General features: G+C 57.5%; 21 protein-coding genes and 1 tRNA gene. 8 read left to right on the top strand and 14 right to left on the bottom strand.

The genetic code is table 11. The features are described from left to right. The first annotated feature begins 246 nt into the window (after positions 1-246). From ABLU87_RS12795 to ABLU87_RS12825, 7 genes are all read left to right on the top strand, one after another. Positions 247-323, top strand: a tRNA-Arg gene (locus tag ABLU87_RS12795). Between the two features lie 316 nt (positions 324-639). Continuing rightward, positions 640-954: a BON domain-containing protein gene (locus ABLU87_RS12800; protein WP_004853477.1), complete on the top strand. Its 315-nt coding sequence runs from the start codon at positions 640-642 to the stop codon at positions 952-954. 127 nt (positions 955-1,081) lie between these two features. Then, a complete protein-coding gene (gene yqaB, locus ABLU87_RS12805; RefSeq protein ID WP_014226508.1) occupies positions 1,082-1,648 on the top strand; it encodes a fructose-1-phosphate/6-phosphogluconate phosphatase in 567 nt (188 codons plus the stop codon). Next, positions 1,645-2,073: a YqaA family protein gene (locus ABLU87_RS12810; RefSeq protein WP_025107289.1), complete on the top strand. Its 429-nt coding sequence runs from the start codon at positions 1,645-1,647 to the stop codon at positions 2,071-2,073. Before yqaB ends, ABLU87_RS12810 begins: the two co-directional genes overlap by 4 nt. Before the next feature lie 66 nt (positions 2,074-2,139). Further along, complete coding sequence (gene gshA, locus ABLU87_RS12815) at positions 2,140-3,696, top strand: glutamate--cysteine ligase (protein ID WP_025107290.1); 1,557 nt, start codon at positions 2,140-2,142, stop codon at positions 3,694-3,696. Between the two features lie 165 nt (positions 3,697-3,861). Beyond that, on the top strand, positions 3,862-4,377 hold the full coding sequence (luxS, locus tag ABLU87_RS12820; protein WP_004104795.1) for an S-ribosylhomocysteine lyase: 516 nt from the start codon (positions 3,862-3,864) through the stop codon (positions 4,375-4,377). Positions 4,378-4,431: 54 nt separating this feature from the next. Beyond that, entirely contained in the window at positions 4,432-5,199 is a 768-nt protein-coding gene (locus ABLU87_RS12825) for a helix-turn-helix transcriptional regulator (RefSeq protein WP_014839297.1), read from the top strand. Here the strand turns inward: ABLU87_RS12825 and leuA are convergent. From leuA to ABLU87_RS12895, 14 genes are all read right to left on the bottom strand, one after another. Then, positions 5,178-6,854: a 2-isopropylmalate synthase gene (gene leuA / locus ABLU87_RS12830; protein ID WP_025107291.1), complete on the bottom strand. Its 1,677-nt coding sequence runs from the start codon at positions 6,852-6,854 to the stop codon at positions 5,178-5,180. The two genes, ABLU87_RS12825 and leuA, sit on opposite strands and share 22 nt — an antisense overlap. Positions 6,855-6,998: 144 nt before the next feature. After that, on the bottom strand, positions 6,999-8,537 hold the full coding sequence (gene emrB, locus ABLU87_RS12835) for a multidrug efflux MFS transporter permease subunit EmrB (RefSeq protein WP_004123984.1): 1,539 nt from the start codon (positions 8,535-8,537) through the stop codon (positions 6,999-7,001). 15 nt (positions 8,538-8,552) lie between these two features. Next, the gene (gene emrA / locus ABLU87_RS12840) at positions 8,553-9,725 is read right to left on the bottom strand and encodes a multidrug efflux MFS transporter periplasmic adaptor subunit EmrA (RefSeq protein WP_004853464.1); all 1,173 of its coding nucleotides are present in this window, start codon (positions 9,723-9,725) and stop codon (positions 8,553-8,555) included. Between the two features lie 132 nt (positions 9,726-9,857). Further along, positions 9,858-10,388: a transcriptional repressor MprA gene (gene mprA / locus ABLU87_RS12845; RefSeq protein WP_004104785.1), complete on the bottom strand. Its 531-nt coding sequence runs from the start codon at positions 10,386-10,388 to the stop codon at positions 9,858-9,860. 91 nt (positions 10,389-10,479) lie between these two features. Continuing rightward, a complete protein-coding gene (gene ygaH, locus ABLU87_RS12850; protein ID WP_009652550.1) occupies positions 10,480-10,815 on the bottom strand; it encodes an L-valine transporter subunit YgaH in 336 nt (111 codons plus the stop codon). Further along, positions 10,805-11,551, bottom strand: a complete 747-nt coding sequence (locus tag ABLU87_RS12855; RefSeq protein WP_014226501.1) for an AzlC family ABC transporter permease — start codon at positions 11,549-11,551, stop codon at positions 10,805-10,807. Before ABLU87_RS12855 ends, ygaH begins: the two co-directional genes overlap by 11 nt. A gap of 278 nt (positions 11,552-11,829) precedes the next feature. Continuing rightward, positions 11,830-12,825 (bottom strand): glycine betaine/L-proline ABC transporter substrate-binding protein ProX, encoded by a 996-nt coding sequence (proX, locus tag ABLU87_RS12860; protein WP_014226500.1) that lies wholly within the window; start codon positions 12,823-12,825, stop codon positions 11,830-11,832. Positions 12,826-12,887: 62 nt separating this feature from the next. Further along, positions 12,888-13,952, bottom strand: coding sequence for a glycine betaine/L-proline ABC transporter permease ProW (proW, locus tag ABLU87_RS12865; RefSeq protein ID WP_080528353.1), 1,065 nt, complete (start codon positions 13,950-13,952; stop codon positions 12,888-12,890). Further along, positions 13,945-15,147 carry a glycine betaine/L-proline ABC transporter ATP-binding protein ProV gene (proV, locus tag ABLU87_RS12870; protein ID WP_014226499.1) on the bottom strand — a complete coding sequence of 401 codons (1,203 nt, stop codon included), beginning with the start codon at positions 15,145-15,147 and terminating at the stop codon, positions 13,945-13,947. The genes proW and proV overlap by 8 nt, the downstream gene beginning before the upstream one ends. Positions 15,148-15,492: 345 nt before the next feature. Further along, positions 15,493-16,455 carry a class 1b ribonucleoside-diphosphate reductase subunit beta gene (nrdF, locus tag ABLU87_RS12875; protein ID WP_014226498.1) on the bottom strand — a complete coding sequence of 321 codons (963 nt, stop codon included), beginning with the start codon at positions 16,453-16,455 and terminating at the stop codon, positions 15,493-15,495. Positions 16,456-16,465: 10 nt separating this feature from the next. Further along, the gene (gene nrdE / locus ABLU87_RS12880) at positions 16,466-18,610 is read right to left on the bottom strand and encodes a class 1b ribonucleoside-diphosphate reductase subunit alpha (RefSeq protein ID WP_122117453.1); all 2,145 of its coding nucleotides are present in this window, start codon (positions 18,608-18,610) and stop codon (positions 16,466-16,468) included. Beyond that, complete coding sequence (nrdI, locus tag ABLU87_RS12885) at positions 18,583-18,993, bottom strand: class Ib ribonucleoside-diphosphate reductase assembly flavoprotein NrdI (protein WP_004104769.1); 411 nt, start codon at positions 18,991-18,993, stop codon at positions 18,583-18,585. The genes nrdE and nrdI overlap by 28 nt, the downstream gene beginning before the upstream one ends. Continuing rightward, positions 18,990-19,235 carry a glutaredoxin-like protein NrdH gene (nrdH, locus tag ABLU87_RS12890; RefSeq protein ID WP_004853449.1) on the bottom strand — a complete coding sequence of 82 codons (246 nt, stop codon included), beginning with the start codon at positions 19,233-19,235 and terminating at the stop codon, positions 18,990-18,992. The genes nrdI and nrdH overlap by 4 nt, the downstream gene beginning before the upstream one ends. 183 nt (positions 19,236-19,418) lie before the next feature. Next, positions 19,419-19,850, bottom strand: coding sequence for a carboxymuconolactone decarboxylase family protein (locus tag ABLU87_RS12895; RefSeq protein ID WP_004853446.1), 432 nt, complete (start codon positions 19,848-19,850; stop codon positions 19,419-19,421). A gap of 87 nt (positions 19,851-19,937) precedes the next feature. On the opposite strand from ABLU87_RS12895, the gene ABLU87_RS12900 reads away from it, so the two are divergent. Beyond that, positions 19,938-21,296: a PLP-dependent aminotransferase family protein gene (locus tag ABLU87_RS12900; protein ID WP_162557670.1), complete on the top strand. Its 1,359-nt coding sequence runs from the start codon at positions 19,938-19,940 to the stop codon at positions 21,294-21,296. The last annotated feature ends 57 nt before the right edge of the window (positions 21,297-21,353 follow it).

Raw genomic sequence — 21,353 nt, forward strand, 5'->3', positions numbered from 1 at the left:
AGTACTCGGCTACGAACCGAGCGGTCGGAGGTTCGAATCCTCCCGGATGCACCATCTTCTCCAGGATAGCAGTCACGCTGTTGTTTCACGGTCTGCGAAATAATCGCCAGCGCCGGGGAGGATAACGTTGCTTCAGCAACGGCCCGAAGGACGAACCGAGTGAGTCATCCTCCCGGATGCACCATCCCTTACTTGATACGGCTTTAGCAGCGGTATCAATATCGGCAGTAAAGCAAGTTTCCCGATGCATCCGTAGCTCAGCTGGATAGAGTACTCGGCTACGAACCGAGCGGTCGGAGGTTCGAATCCTCCCGGATGCACCATCTTCTCCGAGATAGCAGCTACGCTGTTGTTCCATGGTCTGCGAGATAATCGCCAGCGCCAGGGAGGATAACGTTGCTTCAGCAACGGCCCGAAGGGCGAACCCAGTGAGTCATCCTCCCGGATGCACCATCTTCTCCGAGATAGCAGCCACGCTGTTGTTTCCGCCAGCCACTCTCCTTGCCTCAAAACCCCTTAAGCGCAATCATTCACCTTATTCTTCAGCACTTTTTTCATTGGCAACTCCCTCTTTCCACTATAATTTATTCCTGTATATCGATCTGATTTTGGGTGAGATAAGTGCAAGGAGAGAAATCCATGAAATGGTTCAAAGCAATATCTGCGTTTTGCGCGACGCTTCTGGTCGCCGTATCGCTGGCGGGCTGCGCAGGTTCGTCCACAAAGGAAAGTACTGGTGGGTACATTGACGATACCGTCGTGACCACCAAAGTCAAAACCGCGCTCTTCAATGATAAAGAGATTAAGTCTTCGGAAATTAGCGTCCAGACCTTTAAAGGTCGTGTACAGCTGAGCGGCTTTGTCTCATCCGCCGAAAGCGCTAAACGTGCGGTAGAAGTGACGCGAAAAGTGCAGGGCGTTCGCGTGGTGGAGAACGATTTAAGAATCAAATAAACGCATCAGATTGCATCTGTATCGACAAGGGCGCCTTCGAGCGCCCTTGTCGCATCTGCCGCTGGCAGCGACAAACCTGACCTTTTGCGTTACAGTAAGACCTCCTTAACCGGTTGGTGAGAAGACGATGTACGAACGTTATGCAGGACTGATTTTTGATATGGATGGCACGATCCTCGATACCGAGCCGACGCATCGTAAGGCATGGAACGAGGTTCTCGGACGTTACGGTATGCGTTTTGATATGCAGGCTATGGTCGCGCTTAACGGCTCTCCAACCTGGCGGATTGCTCAGGCCATTATCGAATTAAACCAGGCTGATTTAGATCCTCACCTTCTGGCGCGGGAAAAGACGGACGCGGTGAAAGCGATGCTGCTTGATAGCGTCCGTCCTCTGCCGCTGATTGAAGTGGTTAAAGAGTGGCACGGTCGTCGTCCGATGTCAGTCGGTACCGGCAGCGAGAGCGCCGTTGCTGAAGCGCTGCTGGCCCATCTGGGCCTGCGTCACTACTTCTCGGCGGTGGTTGCCGCCGATCATGTCGCCAACCATAAACCCGCTCCTGATACTTTCTTACTCTGCGCTGAGCGCATGGGCGTTGCGGCGGAAAAATGCGTGGTCTTTGAAGATGCGGACTTCGGTCTGCAGGCGGCGAAGCGCGCCGGAATGGATGCCGTGGACGTGCGATTGTTGTGAGCGACGCGCTGTCGCTGATATCGCTGTTTGCCAGCAGCTTTTTAAGCGCTACGCTGCTTCCCGGTAACTCGGAAGTGGTGTTGATCGCCATGCTTCTGGCGGGAGTGAGTCAGCCGTGGTTACTGGTTTTAATAGCAATAATCGGTAATAGCCTTGGAGGGGTAACTAACGTTATTCTGGGGCGCCTGTTTCCGCTGCGCAAGACATCGCGCTGGCAGGAGAAGGCGACCGGCTGGCTGAGGCGTTACGGCGCGGTCACGCTATTATTAAGCTGGGCGCCTGTTATAGGCGATTTGCTGTGTTTACTGGCGGGATGGATGCGCATTTCCTGGGGACCAGTGCTCTTTTTTTTATGCCTTGGCAAAGCATTACGCTATATCGTCATTGCGGCGATAACGCTTCAGGGCATGACGTGGTGGCACTAATTGGACTGACGGTTCAACCATTACAATTATGCTAATTCAAACGATTTCGACAGGCGGGAGGTCAAATTGATCCCGGACGTATCACAGGCGCTGGCCTGGCTGGAAAAAAATCCGCAGGCGCTGCAGGGTATTCAACGTGGTCTTGAACGCGAAACGCTGCGCGTCAACGCTGACGGCACGCTGGCCACTACCGGTCATCCGCAGGCACTGGGTTCAGCGCTGACTCATAAATGGATTACCACCGATTTTGCCGAAGCTTTGCTGGAATTTATTACGCCGGTTGATGGCGATATCCAGCATATGCTCACCCTCATGCGCGATGTTCATCGCTATACCGCACGCCATATTGGCGACGAGCGGATGTGGCCGCTGAGCATGCCTTGCTATATCGCGCCCGGCCAGGATATTGAACTGGCGCAGTACGGTACCTCTAATATCGGCCGCCTGAAAACGCTGTATCGCGAAGGGCTGAAAAATCGCTACGGCGCGCTGATGCAAACCATCTCCGGCGTGCACTATAACTTCTCGCTGCCGATGGCTTTCTGGCAGGCTAAGTGCGGCGTTGAGGATGCTGAAAGCGGTAAAGAGGCGATTTCCGCGGGCTATTTCCGCTCCATTCGCAACTATTACCGTTTTGGTTGGGTGATTCCATACCTGTTCGGCGCCTCTCCGGCGATCTGCTCATCGTTCCTGCAGGGCAAACCGACGGCGCTGCCGTTTGAGAAAGCCGGCAACGGCATGTACTACCTGCCGTATGCGACCTCGTTGCGTCTGAGCGATCTGGGCTATACCAATAAATCGCAAAGTAATCTCGGAATTACGTTTAACGATCTCTACGAGTATGTGGCAGGATTGAAGCGGGCGATTAAAACGCCTTCCGAAGAGTATGAAAATATCGGGCTGGAGAAAGACGGTAAGCGTCTGCAAATCAACAGCAACGTGCTGCAGATCGAAAACGAGCTGTACGCGCCGATTCGCCCGAAACGCGTGACCCGCAGCGGCGAAACGCCTTCCGACGCGCTGCTGCGCGGCGGTATTGAGTACATTGAAGTTCGCTCCCTGGATATCAATCCGTTCTCACCGATTGGCGTTGATGAGCAGCAGGTGCGTTTCCTCGATCTGTTTATGGTCTGGTGCGTGCTGGCCGATGCGCCGGAGATGAGCAGCGACGAGCTGCTGTGCACGCGCACCAACTGGAATCGGGTGATTCTGGAAGGCCGTAAGCCGGGCCTGACGCTGGGTATTGGCTGCGAAACCGCTCAGTTCCCGCTGGCTCAGGTCGGCAAAGATCTGTTCCGCGATTTACGCCGCGTGGCGCAAACGCTGGATAGCATCCACGGATGCCAGGCCTATCAGCAGGTCTGCGATGAGCTGGTCGCCTGCTTCGATAACCCGGAATTAACCTTCTCGGCGCGCATTCTGCGTTCTATGCTTGAAGAGGGGATTGGCGGTACCGGCAGAGAGCTGGCCGATCGGTATCGGACGATGCTGCGCGAAGAGCCGCTGGAAATTTTAAGCGAAGCGGATTTTGTCGCCGAGCGTGAAGCATCGGTACAGCGTCAGAAGAAGGTGGAGGCGGCGGATAGCGAGCCGTTTGAAGCGCTACTGGCGAGGCACGCGTAGTTTTACGAGCCGTAAAAAAGAAAACGGCCACATCACTGTGGCCAAACTTTCATCTCTGATTCAGGGATGATGATGATAATAAATGCGCGTCTTTCATATACTCAGACTCGCGGCCTCAAAAAGAGTTCATTTTATTTTAAAAAAAATCACTATCGGAGGTGAAGAATGCCGTTGTTAGATAGTTTCACAGTCGACCATACCCGAATGGAAGCGCCTGCGGTGCGTGTCGCGAAGAAAATGAACACGCCTCACGGCGATGAAATCACCGTTTTCGATCTGCGATTCTGCGTGCCAAACCAGGAAGTGATGCCGGAAAGAGGCATTCACACCCTTGAGCACCTGTTTGCCGGCTTCATGCGCGATCACCTGAACGGCAATGGTGTGGAAATTATCGACATCTCTCCGATGGGCTGCCGCACCGGGTTCTATATGAGCCTGATCGGTACGCCGGACGAGCAGCGCGTCGCGGATGCCTGGAAAGCGGCGATGGCCGACGTGCTGAAGGTGAAAGATCAGAATCAGATCCCGGAGCTGAACGTTTATCAGTGCGGAACCTACACCATGCACTCGCTGGAGGAAGCTCAGGAAATCGCTCGCCATATTATTGAGCGCGATGTCCGCGTCAACAGCAACGATGAGCTGGCGCTGCCGAAAGAAAAACTGCAAGAACTGCACATCTAGTGCTTCTGCCACGGCCCGGCGAACCGCGTCGGGCCGCTACTCCCTGACGCCGCGATGTCGACGACTTTAACCTTCAATTTTCAACACCGTTCGCTGGTGCCTTTTGCCCATGATTACGCCCATGGCGATAGCGAACCCTGGCATCAGCACGATTGCGCCCAGCTGCTGCATATCCTCAGCGGCGTGGTGCGGGTGGAAACCGCACAGGGTTATTGGGTTGTGCCGCCGGGGCGTGGCGTCTGGCTGCCCGCCGGTACGCCGCATACCCTACGGGTGACCGGCGTCGCGGCCGCGCGAACCCTGTTTATCGATCCCCTTGCCCGGGCCGATCTCCCCTCATCCTGCCAGATAGTCCAGGTGACTCCGCTGCTGCGTGAACTGATCGTCGCGTCGCTGACGCTGGCGGAATCCTACGCGCCGGGCAGCCGCGATGAACGCATTTACGAACTGATCCTCGATGAAATTCGCGGCATGGCAGTGCTGCCGTTTGGCCTGCCGGAGCCGCAAAGCGAAGCGCTGCGCCGTTTATGCCAGAAGGTAAGAGAAGCGCCCGGCGAACCCTGGAGCAGCGCCGAGGCGGCGAAGGAGAGCAGCATGAGCGAGCGCACGCTGAATCGTCATTTTCAGCAGCAGACCTCGCTCACCTGGAGCGAGTGGGTGCGCCGGGCGAAGCTGATGGAAGCGCTGGTTCGCCTGGCACAGGGGCATTCGGTACTGCGGGTGGCGCTGGATCTCGGCTACGGCAGCCATAGCGCTTTTAGCGCCATGTTTCGCCGGGTGATAGGCGTTGCCCCCAGCGACTACTTCCGCTCGCCGGCGTAATGGCCTGCGCTCATCGCATTGCACAACGCCTGCAGCGAGGCGCGCGCCACGTCGCTATCAATTCCTACCCCCCAGCGGCTGTCGCCATTCGGGAAGACGCAGCGAATATAGGCCACTGAACGGCTGTCGCTACGTTCGCCGAGGGTGTGTTCATGATAATCTTTAATCACGATGTGTTGGTTTAACAGGCCGCTCAGCCCGCTGGCGGCGGCGGACAGCAGGCCGTTGCCGCGGCTCTGCAGTCGTCGCGTTTCACCGGCGATGCGCAGGGTCGCCTGCAGAGAAAGCTGGCCGTCCTGCTGGCTATCGCTTTGGTAATCCAGCAGCGCAAGCGGCGGCTGGGGCAGAAGTCCGTAGCGGGCGCGAAACAGCTGCCACAGCGCGTTCTGGGTCATCTCTTTACCATGCGTATCGGTTTCGTGCTGAACGTGCAGGCTAAAATCCTGCTGCAGCGCGCGCGGCAGCTTCAGGCCATGATTCTGCTCAATCAGCCACGCGCTGCCGCTTTTGCCGGACTGGCTGTTGACGCGGATCACCGCTTCGTAGCTACAGCCGATATCCTGCGGGTCGATGGGCAGATAGGGCATTTCCCAGCGATCGCCGGGCCGGCGGGCATCGAACCCTTTTTTGATCGCATCCTGATGCGAGCCGGAAAAGGCGGTATAGGCGAGGCTTCCCGCCCAAGGGTGGCGCGGATGAACCGGGATCTGGTTGCAGCTTTCGACAATTTCGACCACCCGGTTCATTTCGGAGAAGCTGAGCCGGGGATCGACGCCCTGGCTGTAGAGATTCATCGCCAGCGTCACCAGACAGACGTTACCGGTGCGTTCGCCGTTGCCGAACAGGCAGCCTTCGACGCGGTCGGCGCCGGCCATCACCGCCAGCTCCGCGCTGGCGACGCCGGTTCCCCGGTCGTTATGCGGATGGACGCTGATGCACACATCGGCGCGGCGCGAGAAGTGACGACAAAAATACTCAATTTGATCGGCATAAACGTTAGGCGTGCTCACTTCTACCGTCGCGGGCAGATTGATAATCATCGGCCGTTCGGCGCAGGGCTGCCAGATTTCCGCCACCGCTTCGCAAATCTCCAGCGCGAATTCCGGCTCGGTGAAGCAGAAGGTTTCCGGGGAATACTCGTATTGCCAGCGGGTTTGCGGCTGCTGTTCGCACTGCTGGCGGATAAGCCGGGTGGCGCGGGTCGCCAGCTCGACCACCTGCGCTTTGTTCATTCCAAAAACCAGCTCGCGGAACAGCGGAGCGGTGGCGTTATAGAGGTGAACGGTGGCGCGGTGGGCATCGCGCAGCGATTCGAAGGTTCTGAGGATTAAATCTTCCCGCGCCTGGGTCAGCACCTGAATCGTCACATCCTGCGGGATACGCCGTTCTTCAATCAGTTGACGCACAAAGTTGAAATCGGTTTGCGAAGCCGAGGGAAACGCCACCTCGATCTCTTTAAATCCGCACTCCAGCAGCAAGTCCCAGAACTGCAGCTTGCGCGCGCTGTCCATCGGCTCGGCCAGCGCCTGGTTGCCGTCGCGCAGGTCGGTGGAGAGCCAGCGGGGGGCGCGGGCTATTTTTTGCTCCGGCCAGCGGCGGTCGGGCAGGGCAATCGGCGGATAGGGACGGTATTTTTCACCGGGTTGAGTCAGCATGATTTTCTCCTTCTTAGCGGATCTTCATCGTGCATGACAAGGCGAAAAGGTATCTCCAGCGAACTGGACATCAACTAGCGTAAACCGGACAACCTGCGTTTTGGGCAATAAAAAAGGGATCCGCAGATCCCTTCAGGTCAAACCTTAGTGCGCGCCGCCGCCGCCGCCGCCGGCGCTAAACGGCGGCCTGGCAAACCACACCAGCCCGAGCAGAAGGATAAATATCGCCGCCGAGAACCAGAAAATTTCGTTGGCGGAGATAATCAGCCCCTGGTTGGTTATCTGCTGCGCTATCCAGCCGGACGCCTGCTGTTGCGTCATCCCTAATCCCTGCAGCTGATCGTACATCTGCTGGGCGTTGGGATTATACGGCGTCACCGATTCGGTAAGCTGAGCATGGTGCAGCGCCTCGCGGTTCGTCCACATGGTGGTGGTAATCGAGGTGCCGATGGAGCCCGCCAGGGTACGCGTGAAGTTCGACAGGCTCGATGCCGCCGCCAGCCGTTCCGGCGGCAGGCCGGACAGCGTGATGGTCGTCAGCGGCATAAAGAAGCAGGCCACCGCGAAGCCCTGGATAAACTGCGGCCACGCCGAGGCGCCGAAGTCCATACCCGGTTCGAAGGTCCACGCGCGCCAGTAGAAACAGACCGCGTACATAATAAAGCTGAAGGTGACCAGCCGACGCATATCCAGCTTATGCGCGAAGCGGCCGATAATCGGCGACAGGATAACCGGGATCACCCCGACCGGGGCCGAGGCCAGACCGGCCCAGGTGGCGGTATAGCCGTATACCTCCTGCAGTAGCTGCGGCAACAGCACGATAGCGCCGAAGTAGAGCATATAGGCGAGGCTGATACACAGGCAGCCGATGGTGAAGTTTCGCGACTTAAAGAGCGACAGGTCGACTATCGGGTTGTCGTCGGTTAGCTCCCAGACGATCAGGAAGCTTATCGCCACCACTGCGACAATGGTCAGGATGATGATCTCGTTTGAGGCGAACCAGTCCAGCTCTTTACCTCGGTCGAGCATCACCTGCAGGCTACCGATACCAATAATCAGCAGCGCCAGGCCAACGCCGTCAATCCGCCGCTGCTCGGTGCGGGTTTCGCGGTTGCGCAGGGTCTGTAGCGTCATGACCACCACGGCGATGCCAATCGGCACGTTGATAAAGAAGATCCAACCCCAGTGGTAGTTGTCGCTGATATAGCCGCCGAGGATGGGGCCGCAAATCGGCGCGACGATCACCGTCATTGACCACAGCGCCAGGGCGATAGAGCGCTTGGCGGGCGGATAGTTGCTGAGCAGCAGACTTTGCGACAGCGGGATCAGCGGACCGGCGACGATCCCCTGAATCACGCGGAAGAAAATCAGCATCGTCAGGCTGTTTGACATGCCGCAGGCCCAGGAGGCGATGGCGAACGCCACCGTCGACCAGAGGAACAGCTTCACTTCACCTACGCGTTTTGCCAGCCAGCCGGTAATCGGAATGGAGATAGCGTTCGCCACCCCAAACGAGGTGATAACCCAGGTCCCCTGGCTCAACGATGAGCCAAGGTTACCGGCGATGGTGGGGATGGCCACGTTGGCGATGGTGGAGTCCAGCACCTGCATAAAGGTCGCGAGCGACAGCGCAATGGTCATAATGACCAGCTGCGCGCCTTCCAGCGGTTTTTGCTGTTGCATTACGCTCACCCCGAATTATCCGGCGTTGGCCTGGATGATGTCGTTTATCAGCTTATTGACCGGCTCAAGGCCGATTTCGCGGGCATTACTTTCGTAAACCGGAGAGCTGCGCACCTGGCTTGCCAGCATCTCGCCGCCGCGGTCGGTGGTGTTCACCTCAACCAGGGTCGAAAGGCCGATGCGCAGCGGGTGCTCTGCCAGCTGTTTTTCATCCAGCTCGATACGTACCGGCAGGCGCTGAACCACTTTGATCCAGTTGCCGGTGGCGTTCTGCGCGGGCAGCAGCGAGAAGGCGCTACCGGTGCCCATATCGAGGCCGACCACTTTACCGGTGTATTTCACATCGTCACCGTAAATATCGCTGATCACGGTGGCCGGTTGACCGATACGCATGTGCGCCAGCTGGGTTTCTTTAAAGTTGGCGTCAATCCACAGGTTGGTCGCCGGTACGACGGCCATCAGCGGGGTGGTGCTGCTGATTTGCGCGCCGGGCTGTACGGAGCGACGAGAAACGTAGCCGCTAATCGGGCTGACGATTTTCGTCCGCTGCAGGGCCAGCCAGGCGTTACGCACTTCGGTGGCCGCTTGCAGTACCGCAGGCTGCTGTTCCAGCTTCGTGCCCAGAACGATCGCCTGATTGGCGTTATATTGCTGAATCGCCACGTCCAGTTCGGCCTGCGCGCTGGCAACCGTGTCGCGCGCGTGCTGCAGCTCTTCGCGGCCAATCAGGTTGGCGGCCCCCAGCGGAATACGACGGTTAAGGTCGGTCTGCGCCTGGGAAAGCGCGGTTTTTTTCACGTCGATGCTGGCCTGCAGCTGCTTGCTGTTGATCATCTGCTGGCGCGTTTGACGTACGCTGGCGGCCAGCTGGGTTTGCGCTTTTTCAAACGCCTGCTGGGCATCGGTCTGGTCGAGGGTGACCAGCGGATCGCCTTTTTGCACGTAGTCGGTGTTGTCGGCCCAGACTTTCGTCACGCTGCCGGACACCTGCGCCATAATTTGTACCTGATTCCCTGCCACGTACGCGTCGTCGGTCTCTTCGAAGTGACGCAGTACCAAAAACCAATAAATCCCGTATGCCACGGCAACAATAATAAAGAGCAAGGTCAGCAGCAGGAGGGCGCCTTTACGTTTCCCTTTTTTGCTGCCCGGTTGCTGCGGGGTTTGGCTCTCCGCATTTGCGCTCATGTTATTCTCCACGATCTTATTATTTCACATCGGCTGAGCCGACCTGTTTATCAGAAAGGCCAGCAGAAGATCTGCTGGCCTGTCCGTTTTCCTTGTCAATCCAGAAAAATTGTTGAGCGGTTGGTTCCGCGCTTAGCGCAGAGACTCCGCAAGCACGCCATCCTCTTCCATTTGGTCAAGGCGACCAAGCAGCTTACGGGTGATGTGCTCGAGCTGATCTTTTTCGCTGGTGCTTAAAGAAGACCAGAGTTGATGCAGGCAGTTGTGCTGCGGGGGTAACACTTCGCGCAGGAACTGATGCCCCTTTTCGGTAAGCTGTAAATGCAGGCAGCGACGATCGTTATCGCTTTCGCGGCGCTCAATCCAGCCGCGTTTTTCCAGCTCGTCGGCAATGCGCGTGGCGTTGGTACGCGAAGAGCCCAGCGCGCAGCTCAGCTCGGAAGGCTGAATGCTGTGGTTTTCCTGAGACTCGAGCGTGATCAGCGCCATAAACAATGTCTCGTTAATCCCTTGCGCTTTCAGCATCTTGTTGCGGTTTTCCAGCAATTTTCCCTGCATATGCATGCAAAGACGGGTGAGCAGAATCTCCTGAAAAGGAAAGTCTTCGTGACGGCTGGCGCGGAACTTGAGCATTTGCTCAATGGGAGTAAACGAACTATCCATTTTGGTTATGACCTCATTAATTACAGTCGATATAATAACTATTGTGACAAATAAATCAAATGAATTATTGACAGAAATTGATACTTTAAGCTTATAGCCATGTGCCGATTTTCCAGACAACACCGTAGGTTAGGGCGCTTAATAGTGTAGGCAAAATAATGCTGCGCGTTTTCCAGAAAGCCAGGCCCAGCACGGCGAAGCCAGCCAGCGTGGGCAGCAGGCGGCGGGCATCGTGGAGAATTTCCGGTACGCTGGAGACCACCAGCAGCGCGCAAATAGAGGCGATGCCGATGGTGTCCAGCAGCACGCTGACCGGCCCGCGACGCGTCGGACGCGCGTTCCCGGCGCGCAGGCGCAGCGGCAGATAGCGGAACAGATAATTTACGCAGCCGACCACGACGCCGATAATTAAAACATCACTGTTCATCGGGCATCCCCTCAATGCTGGCCTGCACCAGCGCGGTCAGACAGCCGCAGACGATCCCGGCAAGGATGGCGGCGGGAATGGAAAACAGGATGATCCCCCCCAGCGCCCCTGCCAGCGCGGCGGTTACGCTAAGCGACTGCTTGCGCTGGAAAGAAGCCAGCAAAAAGCTCATAAACAGCGCGGGAAGCATAAAGCCCAGCGCCGCTTCCACCGCCGGAAAGTCGGTCAGCAGGCCGCTGCCCGAATAAGCGCCGATCAGCGTACCGAAGACCCATGACGCCCAGGACATCAAAGCGATACCGATCATCCAGTTTTCGCTCCAGCGTCGATTGTCGCGTACCAGTTTAGCAGTGGCGGCGGCAAAGACCTCATCGGTCAGGCCGAATGCCCATACCGCGGTTTTTTTCTTGCTCAGCGCGCGCTGGATGCGGCTGCGCAGGGAAGGGCCGTAGAGAACGTGGCGAACGTCCATCGCCATGACGGTGAGCGCGGCGACCCACAGCGAGCTTCCCGCCGCCAGCATCGCGGTGATCACGAACTGGCTGGCGCCCGCGTAAATAATGCAGGAGAAGAACAGACTTTCCAGCGGAGTGAAGCCGAGCTTAGTGGCGTTGAGGCCGAAGGCGAAGGCCACGGGGATATAGCTGATGACGATCGGCAGGCTGTCTTTCAGGCCTTCAGCCAGCGTGGCCGCGTCAGCGGGAGGAGAGTGCGTCAATGCGTCAGGATTTTCCATAGGAATTGCTTATTGATAACTCACGTGAAAATCACATGATTAAACAGGTGGATTTACCTTAGCAGAGAGCGGTGCGGCTTAACAGTAACGAAAACGTTGATGGCTAAAGTTATGCAGTTTATTTGCATATCAATCCATCATTTAGAACAGGAGATGTCGTGTTGTGCAGGATGCGGTCTTCCCCGGGGGCGGCGCAAAGCGCCTTGCCCGGGCTACGGCTTTTGTAGCCCGGGCAGATGCGTAGCATCGCCTCCGGGAATTGGCTATAAAGTGGGAGACTATTTCTGCGCGGCCAGCGCTTCGTTCACCCAGCCGTCAAACTGCTGCTGGTGGGCTTTGATCCAGCCGTCGACGTGGCCTTGGATATCTGCTTCTGAACCATGTCCCTCGTGCATCATGGCATTCTCGGCGTTGATGTCGGCAATCGGCAGCTTCATGATGCTAAACAGCTTCGCCGCCGCCGGGTTTTTCTCGGCCCAGGCCTTATTGGCGACGATATGCATGGTGCTGACCGGGAAGCCGTAGTTGGCGCCATTAGAGAGCTTCGTGTCGATGTTTTTTTGCACACCCGGCAGGGAGGAGAATGGCACCTGCAGCCAGACGACGTCTTTACCCGGCTTCAGCACATCGCTGACCCAGTAAGGTGTCCAGGTGTAGTAGATGACCGGCTTGCCCTCTTTATAACGGGCAATGGTGTCGGCCATCATGGCGGCATAGTTACCCTGATTGTGGGTGACGGTATTATTCAGGCCATAGGCATCAAGCTGATGGTTGATCACCGCTTCACAGCCCCAGCCCGGGGTGCAGCCGGTCAGGTCGGCTTTACCGTCGCCGTTGGTGTCAAACAGTTTGGCGATTTTCGGGTCTTTTAACTGATCGATAGATTTAATGTGGTACTGCTCGGCCGTTTTCTTATCAATCAGATAGCCCTGCGCCGCACCGTTCACAAACACGCCTTCGCGGTAGAACTTTTTATCCCCGCCGGCGGCAGCGTACATATCGTCGTGCAGGGGCTGCCAGTTGACGGCGGTAAAAGTGGCGTCGCCGGAGGCGAGCGAAGTATAGCCAACGTTGTAATCCACTTCGCTCGGCTTATCGACGGTATAACCGAGTTTCTCCAGCGCGCGGCTGACCAGCAGGGTCTGGAAGGTCTCTTCCGAAATGGTGCTCTGAATCGGCTTAACGGTAATGCCTTTGCCAGGCAGATCCGCCGCGAAGGCGGTGGTGGAAATGAGGGCGGTTAACGCTGTGGCAAGGATCGCTGTATGTCGCATCGTTGTTCCTTTTACTTATCAGAAGGGAAGTCTATCCCCCCGGCTGTCGGGGGGATGGGCTCTTATTTACAGAAAGGGCGAGTTATCAGCCCCAGTGGGCCGGTTGCATACCAGCGGCGGTTGCCGCGGCTGCGCGAGTCCCGTCCTACGGCCTGAGTCAGACGGTCAAGAATAATGGCGAGGATAACAATCCCGACGCCGCCAACGGTGGCCAGACCCATATCAAGGCGACCGATGCCGCGCAGTACCATCTGGCCGAGACCGCCAACGGCAATCATTGAGGCGATGACCACCATCGACAGGGCCAGCATCAGCGTCTGGTTGACCCCGGCCATAATCGTCGGCATGGCCAGCGGTAGCTGAACCTTAAACAACAGCTGACGCGGGCTGGCGCCGAAGGAGCGCGATGCTTCAATCAGATCCGCCGGCACCTGGTTAATCCCCAGAATGGTCAGACGAACAATCGGCGGCAGGGCGAAGATAATGGTGACCACCACGCCCGGAACGTTGCCGATACCGAACAGCATCACAATGGGCACCAGATAGACAAACGCCGGCGTGGTCTGCATCGCGTCGAGCAGCGGACGGATAATTTTCGCCGCCCGCGGGCTCCGCGCCAGCCATATCCCAAGCGGCAGGCCGATCAGCATACAAAACAGCAGCGCGGTCAGCACCAGCGCCAGGGTCACCATCGCCTGCGACCAGGCGCCGATAGCGCCGATAGCGATCAGCGAAATCAGCGTCGCCGCGCCCATGCCGACGCTGGAAATCTGCCAGGCAATCAGCGAGAAAATAATAATCGCCACCGGCGCCGGCATACCCAGCAGCAGCTGCTGGAAGGCGCTCAGGATGTAATCCACCGGTACGCGTATTCCCTGGAATACCGGACGAAAATGCATCACGACCCAGTCGATACCGTGCGTGACCCAGCTGTCGAGTGGGATCAGCGTTTTATGGAACGGGTCCATAATATTGAAGTGTTCCGGCTGCGGCGCGGGCGCGCTGCTCAGCCAGTCGGCACCTCCGCCATCGGTCGACGCCGGCGTAGAGGTGCCCCAGGCATCGGCGGATTGCGCTGCGCTATCCGCCGCCGGTGCGGTGTCCCACGGGTTAGATTGATCAGCCATTGTTTGCCCCCTCGCGATCTAAAGCCTGCAGCAGCATCCGTTTGGAAATGATGCCGATGTACTGGTGCCCCTCGTCGACAACCGGCACCGCGCACGGTGCATGGCCGACGTGAGAGAGCAGCTCGCTGAGCGGCGTTTGCGCATCCACCGCCTGCGGTGAGTCGATTAACGCCGCATCAATTCCCTGACCTTCGCTTAGCGCGGCTTTCAGGGAATCAATAGAGACAATGCCAACAAACTTATTCCCGCGTTCAATGACGTAGCCATATTCGCGGTCTTCATCCTGCAGCAATTTCAGCGCGGAACGCGGGCCAAAGCCGGGCGTTTTGCGAATCAGCCCCACCGGGCTACGGCGGGCAATATCTTTGGCGCTGAACACCTGGCTAATATCGACGCCGCGGAAGAAGGTTCGGACATAATCATTGGCCGGATTATTGAGTATTTCATCCGGCGTGCCGACCTGAACCACTTCACCATTTTGCATAATGGCAATCCGATCGCCAATACGCATGGCTTCATCAAGATCGTGGGAAATAAAGACCACGGTACGCTGATGTCTGGCCTGTAATTTAGTGAGCTCATCCTGCATCTCGGTACGAATTAACGGGTCGAGCGCGGAGAAGGCTTCATCCATTAACAGAATATCGGGATTAATCGCCAGCGCGCGGGCGAGACCAACGCGCTGGCGCATGCCGCCGGAGAGTTCGTCCGGGTAGGCATGAGCGTAGTTTTCCAGGCCGACCTGGCGCAGCGCCTCCAGCGCTTTCTCCTGGCGTTCCTGAGTCGGCACGCCGGCCAGCTCCATGCCGAAAGCGGCGTTGTCGAGCACGGTCATATGCGGCATAAGCGCAAAGGATTGAAAAACCATCGCAATTTTTTTTCTGCGCACCTCGCGGAGCTCGGCGTCAGAGATTTTAGCGATATCGACGCCGTCGATCAGGACCTGGCCGCGGGTGGGTTCAATCAGGCGATTGAGAAGGCGAACCATGGTAGATTTCCCCGATCCGGAGAGCCCCATGATGACGAATATCTCGCCTTCTTCAATGGTCAGACTGGCGTTCTTTACGCCAAGCGATAACCCCGTCTTTTCCAGTATTTGTTCTTTCGATAGTCCTTTATCGATATATTTGAAAGCCCGCTGCGGGTGCTCGCCAAATATTTTATAGAGATTCTTGATTTCTAATTTAATTGCCATGCAATAGAGTGTTTCCTGTTATTTATTAATATCGATACGGTACCCGGTGATGATAATTGCTTTTTTACACCCTAACATACTGAGAATCTGTGACAACCCTTTATGTGGCGTTGCCAGGGAAATGCGCAAGGGAGAATTCCGGTGCATCCCCCGTGATATAAGGGCTGAGCGCGAATGACTTGTGGTCGATATTTTTTAGTTATGTTGCGTTAATTCAGGCGAAAATCGAGGGCATGCTGTTGAATATGACACGGTGATGACCGAAAGATATTGAGTGAGGCGAAAACAAATAATGTGAAATAAATCACCAGGAAATATGCTGATATATTCCTGGTGAAAGTAAGGCTAAAAGTCCCAATCGCCGTCGACGGTTTCTTCCGCTTTTCCCATCACATACGATGAACCTGAACCGGAAAAGAAGTCGTGGTTTTCGTCGGCATTCGGCGAAAGCGCGGCGAGGATCGCCGGATTGACGGCGGCCATTTCCGCCGGGAACAGCGCCTCGTAGCCGAGGTTCATCAGCGCCTTATTGGCGTTGTAGCAGAGAAAGGCGTTGACCTCCTCAATCCAGCCGCTATCGGCGTACAGTTCGCGGGTGTAGGCCAGTTCGTTGTCATACAGATCCATCAACAGGTCGAGGGCGAAGTTTTTCATCTCCTCGCGCTTCTCGGCGCTGACTATTTCCAGCCCTTTCTGGAATTTGTAGCCAATGTAATAACCGTGTACCGCTTCATCGCGGATGATCAGGCGAATCAGATCGGCGGTGTTGGTCATCTTCCCCCGGCTGGAGAAGTACATCGGCAGCCAGAAGCCGGAGTAGAAGAGGAACGATTCGAGAAAGACGCTGGCGATTTTTTTCTTCAGCGGTTCATCTGCCTGATAGTACTCCAGCATCAGCTGCGCTTTGCGCTGCAGCGGCGCGTTTTGTTCGCTCCAGGCATAGGCGGCATCGACATCTTTGGTCTGGCAGAGCGTCGAGAAAATGGAGCTGTAGGAGCGGGCGTGCACCGCCTCCATAAAGCTGACGTTCGACAGCACCGCTTCCTCATGCGGGGTGAGGGCGTCGGCCATCAGCGCCGGGGCGCCAACGGTATTCTGGATGGTATCGAGCAGCGTCAAACCGGTGAAGACGCGAATCGTTAGCTGCTGTTCCGCCGGGGTGAGCGTTTGCCAGGCGGGGATATCGTTAGACAGCGGTACCTTCTCCGGCAGCCAGAAGTTGCTGGTCAGCCGATTCCAGACCTCCAGATCCTTATCATCTTCAATTTTGTTCCAGTTGATGGCGCTGATGCGCGATAAATGGGTCATCCTGTTCTCCTTACAGCGCGCAGGACACGCAGCCTTCGATTTCGGTACCTTCCAGCGCCAGCTGGCGCAGACGGATGTAATAGAGCGTTTTGATGCCTTTCTTCCACGCGTAGATTTGCGCTTTATTGATATCGCGCGTGGTGGCGGTATCGGGGAAGAATAGGGTCAGCGACAGCCCCTGATCGACATGGCGCGTCGCCTCGGCGTAGGTGTCGATGATCTTCTGCGGGCCGATTTCGTAAGCGTCCTGATACAGCGCCAGGTTGTCGTTGGTCATAAACGGCGCCGGATAGTAAACGCGTCCGGTTTTCCCCTCCTTGCGGATCTCTATCTTCGACACGATCGGATGGATGCTGGAGGTCGCGTGGTTGATGTACGAAATAGAGCCCGTCGGCGGCACCGCCTGCAGGTTGCGGTTATAAATGCCGTAGCGCATCACGTCATCGCGCAGCTGCCGCCACATATCGCGGTCGGGCAGGACAATACCGGCACGGGCAAACAGCGCGCGGACTTTCGCCGTTTTCGGCTGCCAGTCGCCTTCCAGGTAGGGGCGGAAATAATCACCGCTGGCGTACCGCGACTGCTCGAATCCGGCAAAACGCGTGCCTTTTTCCCGCGCTATCAGCATCGAGGTACGCAGCGCGTGCCAGGTGATGGTATAGAAATAGAAATTGGTGAAATCCAGCCCCGCTTCGCTGCCGTAGGCAATACCTTCGCGCGCCAGATAGCCGTGCAGATTCATCTGTCCAAGGCCGATGGCGTGCGAGGCGGCATTGCCCGCCGCGACCGACGGTACCGAACGGATATCGCTCATTTCGGACACCGCGGTCAGACCGCGCACCGCGACCTCAACCGTGCGGGCGAAATCAGGAGAGTCCATAGTATGGGCGATATTCAGCGAGCCGAGGTTGCAGGAGATATCCTGGCCGATGCTGGCGTAATCCAGGTTTTCGTCAAAGGTAGAAGGCGCGTTAACCTGTAGGATCTCCGAGCACAGGTTGCTCATATTGATGCGCCCGGCAATTGGGTTCGCGCGATTAACCGTGTCTTCAAACATGATGTACGGATAGCCGGATTCAAACTGAATTTCCGCCAGCCGCTGGAACAGATCGCGGGCGCGGATCCAGCGCTTGCTGACCCGCGCGTCGGCCACCAGTTGTGCATACATTTCGCTTACCGCGATATCGCCGAACGGTCTACCGTACAGGCGCTCGACGTCGTAGGGCGAGAAGAGCGCCATCTGCGCATCTTCTTTCGCTAGCTGAAAGGTGATATCCGGAATCACCACCCCGAGCGAGAGCGTTTTAATGCGGATTTTTTCATCGGCGTTCTCGCGTTTGGTATCAAGGAAACGCAGGATATCGGGATGATGGGCGTGCAGATAGACCGCGCCGGCCCCCTGGCGCGCGCCGAGCTGGTTGGCGTAGGAGAAGGCGTCTTCCAGCATTTTCATCACCGGTACCACGCCGGAGGACTGATTCTCGATGCGCTTGATTGGCGCCCCGGCTTCGCGAAGATTGGAGAGCAGAAACGCCACGCCGCCGCCGCGCTTGGATAGCTGTAGCGCCGAGTTCACCGCCCGGCCAATGGATTCCATATTGTCTTCGATGCGCAGCAGAAAGCAGGAGACCAGCTCGCCGCGCTGTTGTTTACCCGCGTTGAGGAACGTCGGCGTGGCGGGCTGAAAGCGTCCGGAGAGGATCTCATCGGTTAGCTGCCGGGCCAGCGCCTCGTTACCCTGCGCCAGGGCCAGGGCCACCATGCAGGTGCGGTCGGCAAAGCCTTCAAGGTAGCGCTTACCATCGAAGGTTTTCAGCGCGTAGCTGGTATAGAACTTCCATGCGCCGAGAAACGTCTGGAAGCGAAAACCGTAGCCCTGAGCGTACGCGAACAGCGCAAGAATAAACGAGCGATCGTAGCGGGCCAGCACCCTGGCGTCGTAATAGCCTTCGGCGACCAGCCACGTCAGCCTGTCGTCCTGGCTGGTAAAGGGCACGGTATTCGGCTCAACGTGGTTGGCCATAAACGCCGCTACCGCCTGATGGTCTTTGTCAAACGGAATGCGGCCGTTGCTGTCGTAGAGATTCAGCATCGCGTTGAGGGCGTGGAAATCCGGCGCCTCGGTGGTTATACGTTCTGCGGTTGTCGTTGCCAAAATTCGCTTACTCCTTTACGCACGTTGTCGACATCTTGCGGGGTGCCCATCAGCTCAAAGCGATAGAGATACGGTACGCCGCATTTCTGCTTGATGACGTCGCCTGCCCGGCCGTAGGCCTCGCCAAAATTACGATTGCCCGCGGCGATGACGCCGCGAATGAGCTGGCGGTTATGCGGATCGTTGAGAAAACGGATCGCCTGCCGGGGGACCGCGCCCGCCGTGCCGCCGCCGCCATAGCTGGGGACGATAAGAATGTAGGGTTCGTCTACCTGGATGCGCTCGCGTTCGTTAAGCGGTATACGCACGGCGGGCAGCCCCAGACGCTGGACGAACCGGTGCGTATTTTCGGAACTGCTGGAGAAGTAGACGATCAGGCTCATACGCTGGCCGCTGACGCTGTCGGGCGCAGGCGATTGATCATATCGGGACGGAAGCCGGACCAGCGGGTCTCTCCGGCAATCACCACCGGCAGCTGACGGAAACCCTGCTCGCGCAGCATATCGACGGCTTCAGGATGGTGGTCGATGTTGATCATGTCGAATTCAAACCCGCGGGTTTCCATGGCCCGTTTAGTGGCATGGCATTGCACGCAGTCGTTTTTAGTGTAAATAGTAATGCGCATGATTCGTATTTCCATTTAAGATAACAGTACGACGTAAAAATTGACGTCGCGTGCTATGGGTTATCGTTGAAGGAAATACTAGATGTAGTTATTTAAAAGTTCAACAACTCAATATATATGGTTTTTGTAAAGGTTAGCCCCCGCGGGAGGATCCGGCGGGGGGCGGGATTTCTTGCCGTGAAATTACAGGCGCATACTCACCGCCAGACGATTAAAGGCGTTCATCAGGCTGATGGCGAAGGTCAGATCGCTGATCTGGCGGGCGCTGAAATGGTCCAGCAGCGGCTGATAAACGGCGTCTTCCGCATGGCTTTCGGCGATATGGGTCACCGATTCCGCCCACGCCAGCGCCGCGCGCTCCGCATCGCTGAAATGGGCGCTCACCCGCCAGCCTGCCAGCGCGTCCAGCTTGTTTTGCGCGACGCCGGATTTACGCAGGGCTTTGCTGTGCATCTCCAGGCAGAAGGCGCAGCCGTTGATTTGCGATACCCGCAAATACACCAGCTCGATCAGCGCGCCATCCAGCTCGCTTTTTTCCAGCGCAATTTTGGCCTGAACCAGGGCGTTATAGACTTCCGGGCTCAGTTCATTGTACGGCTGACGTAGTGTGTTCATTTTACTCTCCTCATTAAGACGCGAGGAAAATAGCACTATAATGGACTGCATAAGATAGCCATATTGCGATGAAAAAAGCAGACCATGATGGACGGTAAAAAAATTCCGCACTACCAGCGCATTGCCCGACAGCTTAAGCAGGCGATTGAGCGCGGCGAGCTGGCTCCGGGCAGCAGGCTGCCTGCAAGTCGGGTCTATGCTCAGGAGCTTGGCGTGTCGCGGGCGACGATTGAGAACGCGTGGGGGGATCTGGTGGCGCAGGGATGGCTGGAGCGGCGCGGACAGGCGGGGACCTTTGTCAGCGATCGGCTGCTGCCGCAGCAAAACGCGCCCGTTCAGCCCATCGCGGGCGATGAACCCGCGGCGCCGCTGCCGTTTCAGCTGGGGCTGCCCGCGCTGGATCTGTTTCCACGCGGCCTGTGGGCGCGCGTGATGGGTCGGCGTCTGCGTACGCAAACGCGTTTTGACCTCGCGCCAGGCGATCCCTGCGGTGAACCGACGCTTCGCCGGGCGATCGTCGATTACTTGCGTCTGTCGCGCAGCATTGAGTGTCGGCCTGAGCAGGTCTTGATCACCGGTTGCTACGCGGCCTCGATGCGCCTTATTTTGCGCACGCTGGCGCGGCCTGGCCAGCAAATGTGGATGGAAGATCCGGGGTTTCCGCTGATCCGGCCGGTAGTGAACGACGAGGGGGTGGCGATCAATCCCGTTCCGGTCGACGACGACGGGATGGATATTCCCTGGGCGCAGCGGCATTACCCGAGTGCCCATTTCGCGCTGCTGACCCCGGCTCATCAAAGCCCGCTCGGCGTGGCGCTATCGCTGGCCAGGCGCAGACAGCTCCTGCTATGGGCGGCGCAGAATAACGCGTGGATTATCGAAGATGATTACGATAGCGAATTCCGCTATCACGGTAAGCCGCTGCCGCCGCTGAAAAGCCTCGACGCCCCGCAGCGGGTCATCTATGCCGGGGCGTTCAGCAAGTCTTTGTTCCCGGCATTACGCGCCGCCTGGCTGGTGGTGCCTGAGCCGCTGGTGGCGCAGTTTCGTGAACGGGCCGCGCTGATGTGCTGTAGCGTGCCGACGCTGTGGCAGCAGACGCTGGCGGATTTTATTCGCGAAGGCCACTTCTGGCGGCATCTGAAGAAAATGCGCGCCAGCTATGCCCAGCGCCGACTGTGGCTTGAGTCGGCGCTGCGGGCGCAGGGATTCACCGTCGTGCCTCAGGCGGGCGGGATCCAGATGGTGGTCAGGGTCGCCGGAGACGATCGGCCTCTGGCGCAGCGCGCCAGACGGGCTGGTCTGGCCGTACAGGCGCTGAGCGACTGGCGGATGGAGGCTCGGGGAGAAGGTGGGCTGATAATGAGCTTCACCAACCTGACGTCGGCAGAAATGGCGAACCAGGCTGTGCGTAAGCTTTATGTCGCGCTTTACCCGCAGAGATAACAAAAACCCCTGCAGGGCAGGGGTAGACGCGTATTTGTTATCTTCATGGGTCTGGCT

The organism is Klebsiella sp. CB_Kp196 (genome assembly GCF_040061575.1).
Lineage (GTDB): Bacteria > Pseudomonadota > Gammaproteobacteria > Enterobacterales > Enterobacteriaceae > Klebsiella > Klebsiella michiganensis.

Coding starts and splice junctions, on each gene's coding strand:
- luxS (WP_004104795.1), top strand. CDS start 3,862: ATGCCGTTGTTAGATAGTTTCACAGTCGACCATACCCGAATGGAAGCG.
- yqaB (WP_014226508.1), top strand. CDS start 1,082: ATGTACGAACGTTATGCAGGACTGATTTTTGATATGGATGGCACGATC.
- ABLU87_RS12800 (WP_004853477.1), top strand. CDS start 640: ATGAAATGGTTCAAAGCAATATCTGCGTTTTGCGCGACGCTTCTGGTC.
- leuA (WP_025107291.1), bottom strand. CDS start 6,854: ATGCTGACTCAACCCGGTGAAAAATACCGTCCCTATCCGCCGATTGCC.
- ABLU87_RS12900 (WP_162557670.1), top strand. CDS start 19,938: ATGGACGGTAAAAAAATTCCGCACTACCAGCGCATTGCCCGACAGCTT.
- proW (WP_080528353.1), bottom strand. CDS start 13,952: ATGGCTGATCAATCTAACCCGTGGGACACCGCACCGGCGGCGGATAGC.
- emrA (WP_004853464.1), bottom strand. CDS start 9,725: ATGAGCGCAAATGCGGAGAGCCAAACCCCGCAGCAACCGGGCAGCAAA.
- nrdI (WP_004104769.1), bottom strand. CDS start 18,993: ATGAGCCTGATCGTCTACTTCTCCAGCAGTTCCGAAAATACGCACCGG.
- ABLU87_RS12895 (WP_004853446.1), bottom strand. CDS start 19,850: ATGAACACACTACGTCAGCCGTACAATGAACTGAGCCCGGAAGTCTAT.
- proX (WP_014226500.1), bottom strand. CDS start 12,825: ATGCGACATACAGCGATCCTTGCCACAGCGTTAACCGCCCTCATTTCC.
- ABLU87_RS12855 (WP_014226501.1), bottom strand. CDS start 11,551: ATGGAAAATCCTGACGCATTGACGCACTCTCCTCCCGCTGACGCGGCC.
- ygaH (WP_009652550.1), bottom strand. CDS start 10,815: ATGAACAGTGATGTTTTAATTATCGGCGTCGTGGTCGGCTGCGTAAAT.
- nrdH (WP_004853449.1), bottom strand. CDS start 19,235: ATGCGCATTACTATTTACACTAAAAACGACTGCGTGCAATGCCATGCC.
- mprA (WP_004104785.1), bottom strand. CDS start 10,388: ATGGATAGTTCGTTTACTCCCATTGAGCAAATGCTCAAGTTCCGCGCC.
- ABLU87_RS12825 (WP_014839297.1), top strand. CDS start 4,432: ATGTCGACGACTTTAACCTTCAATTTTCAACACCGTTCGCTGGTGCCT.
- emrB (WP_004123984.1), bottom strand. CDS start 8,537: ATGCAACAGCAAAAACCGCTGGAAGGCGCGCAGCTGGTCATTATGACC.
- nrdF (WP_014226498.1), bottom strand. CDS start 16,455: ATGACCCATTTATCGCGCATCAGCGCCATCAACTGGAACAAAATTGAA.
- proV (WP_014226499.1), bottom strand. CDS start 15,147: ATGGCAATTAAATTAGAAATCAAGAATCTCTATAAAATATTTGGCGAG.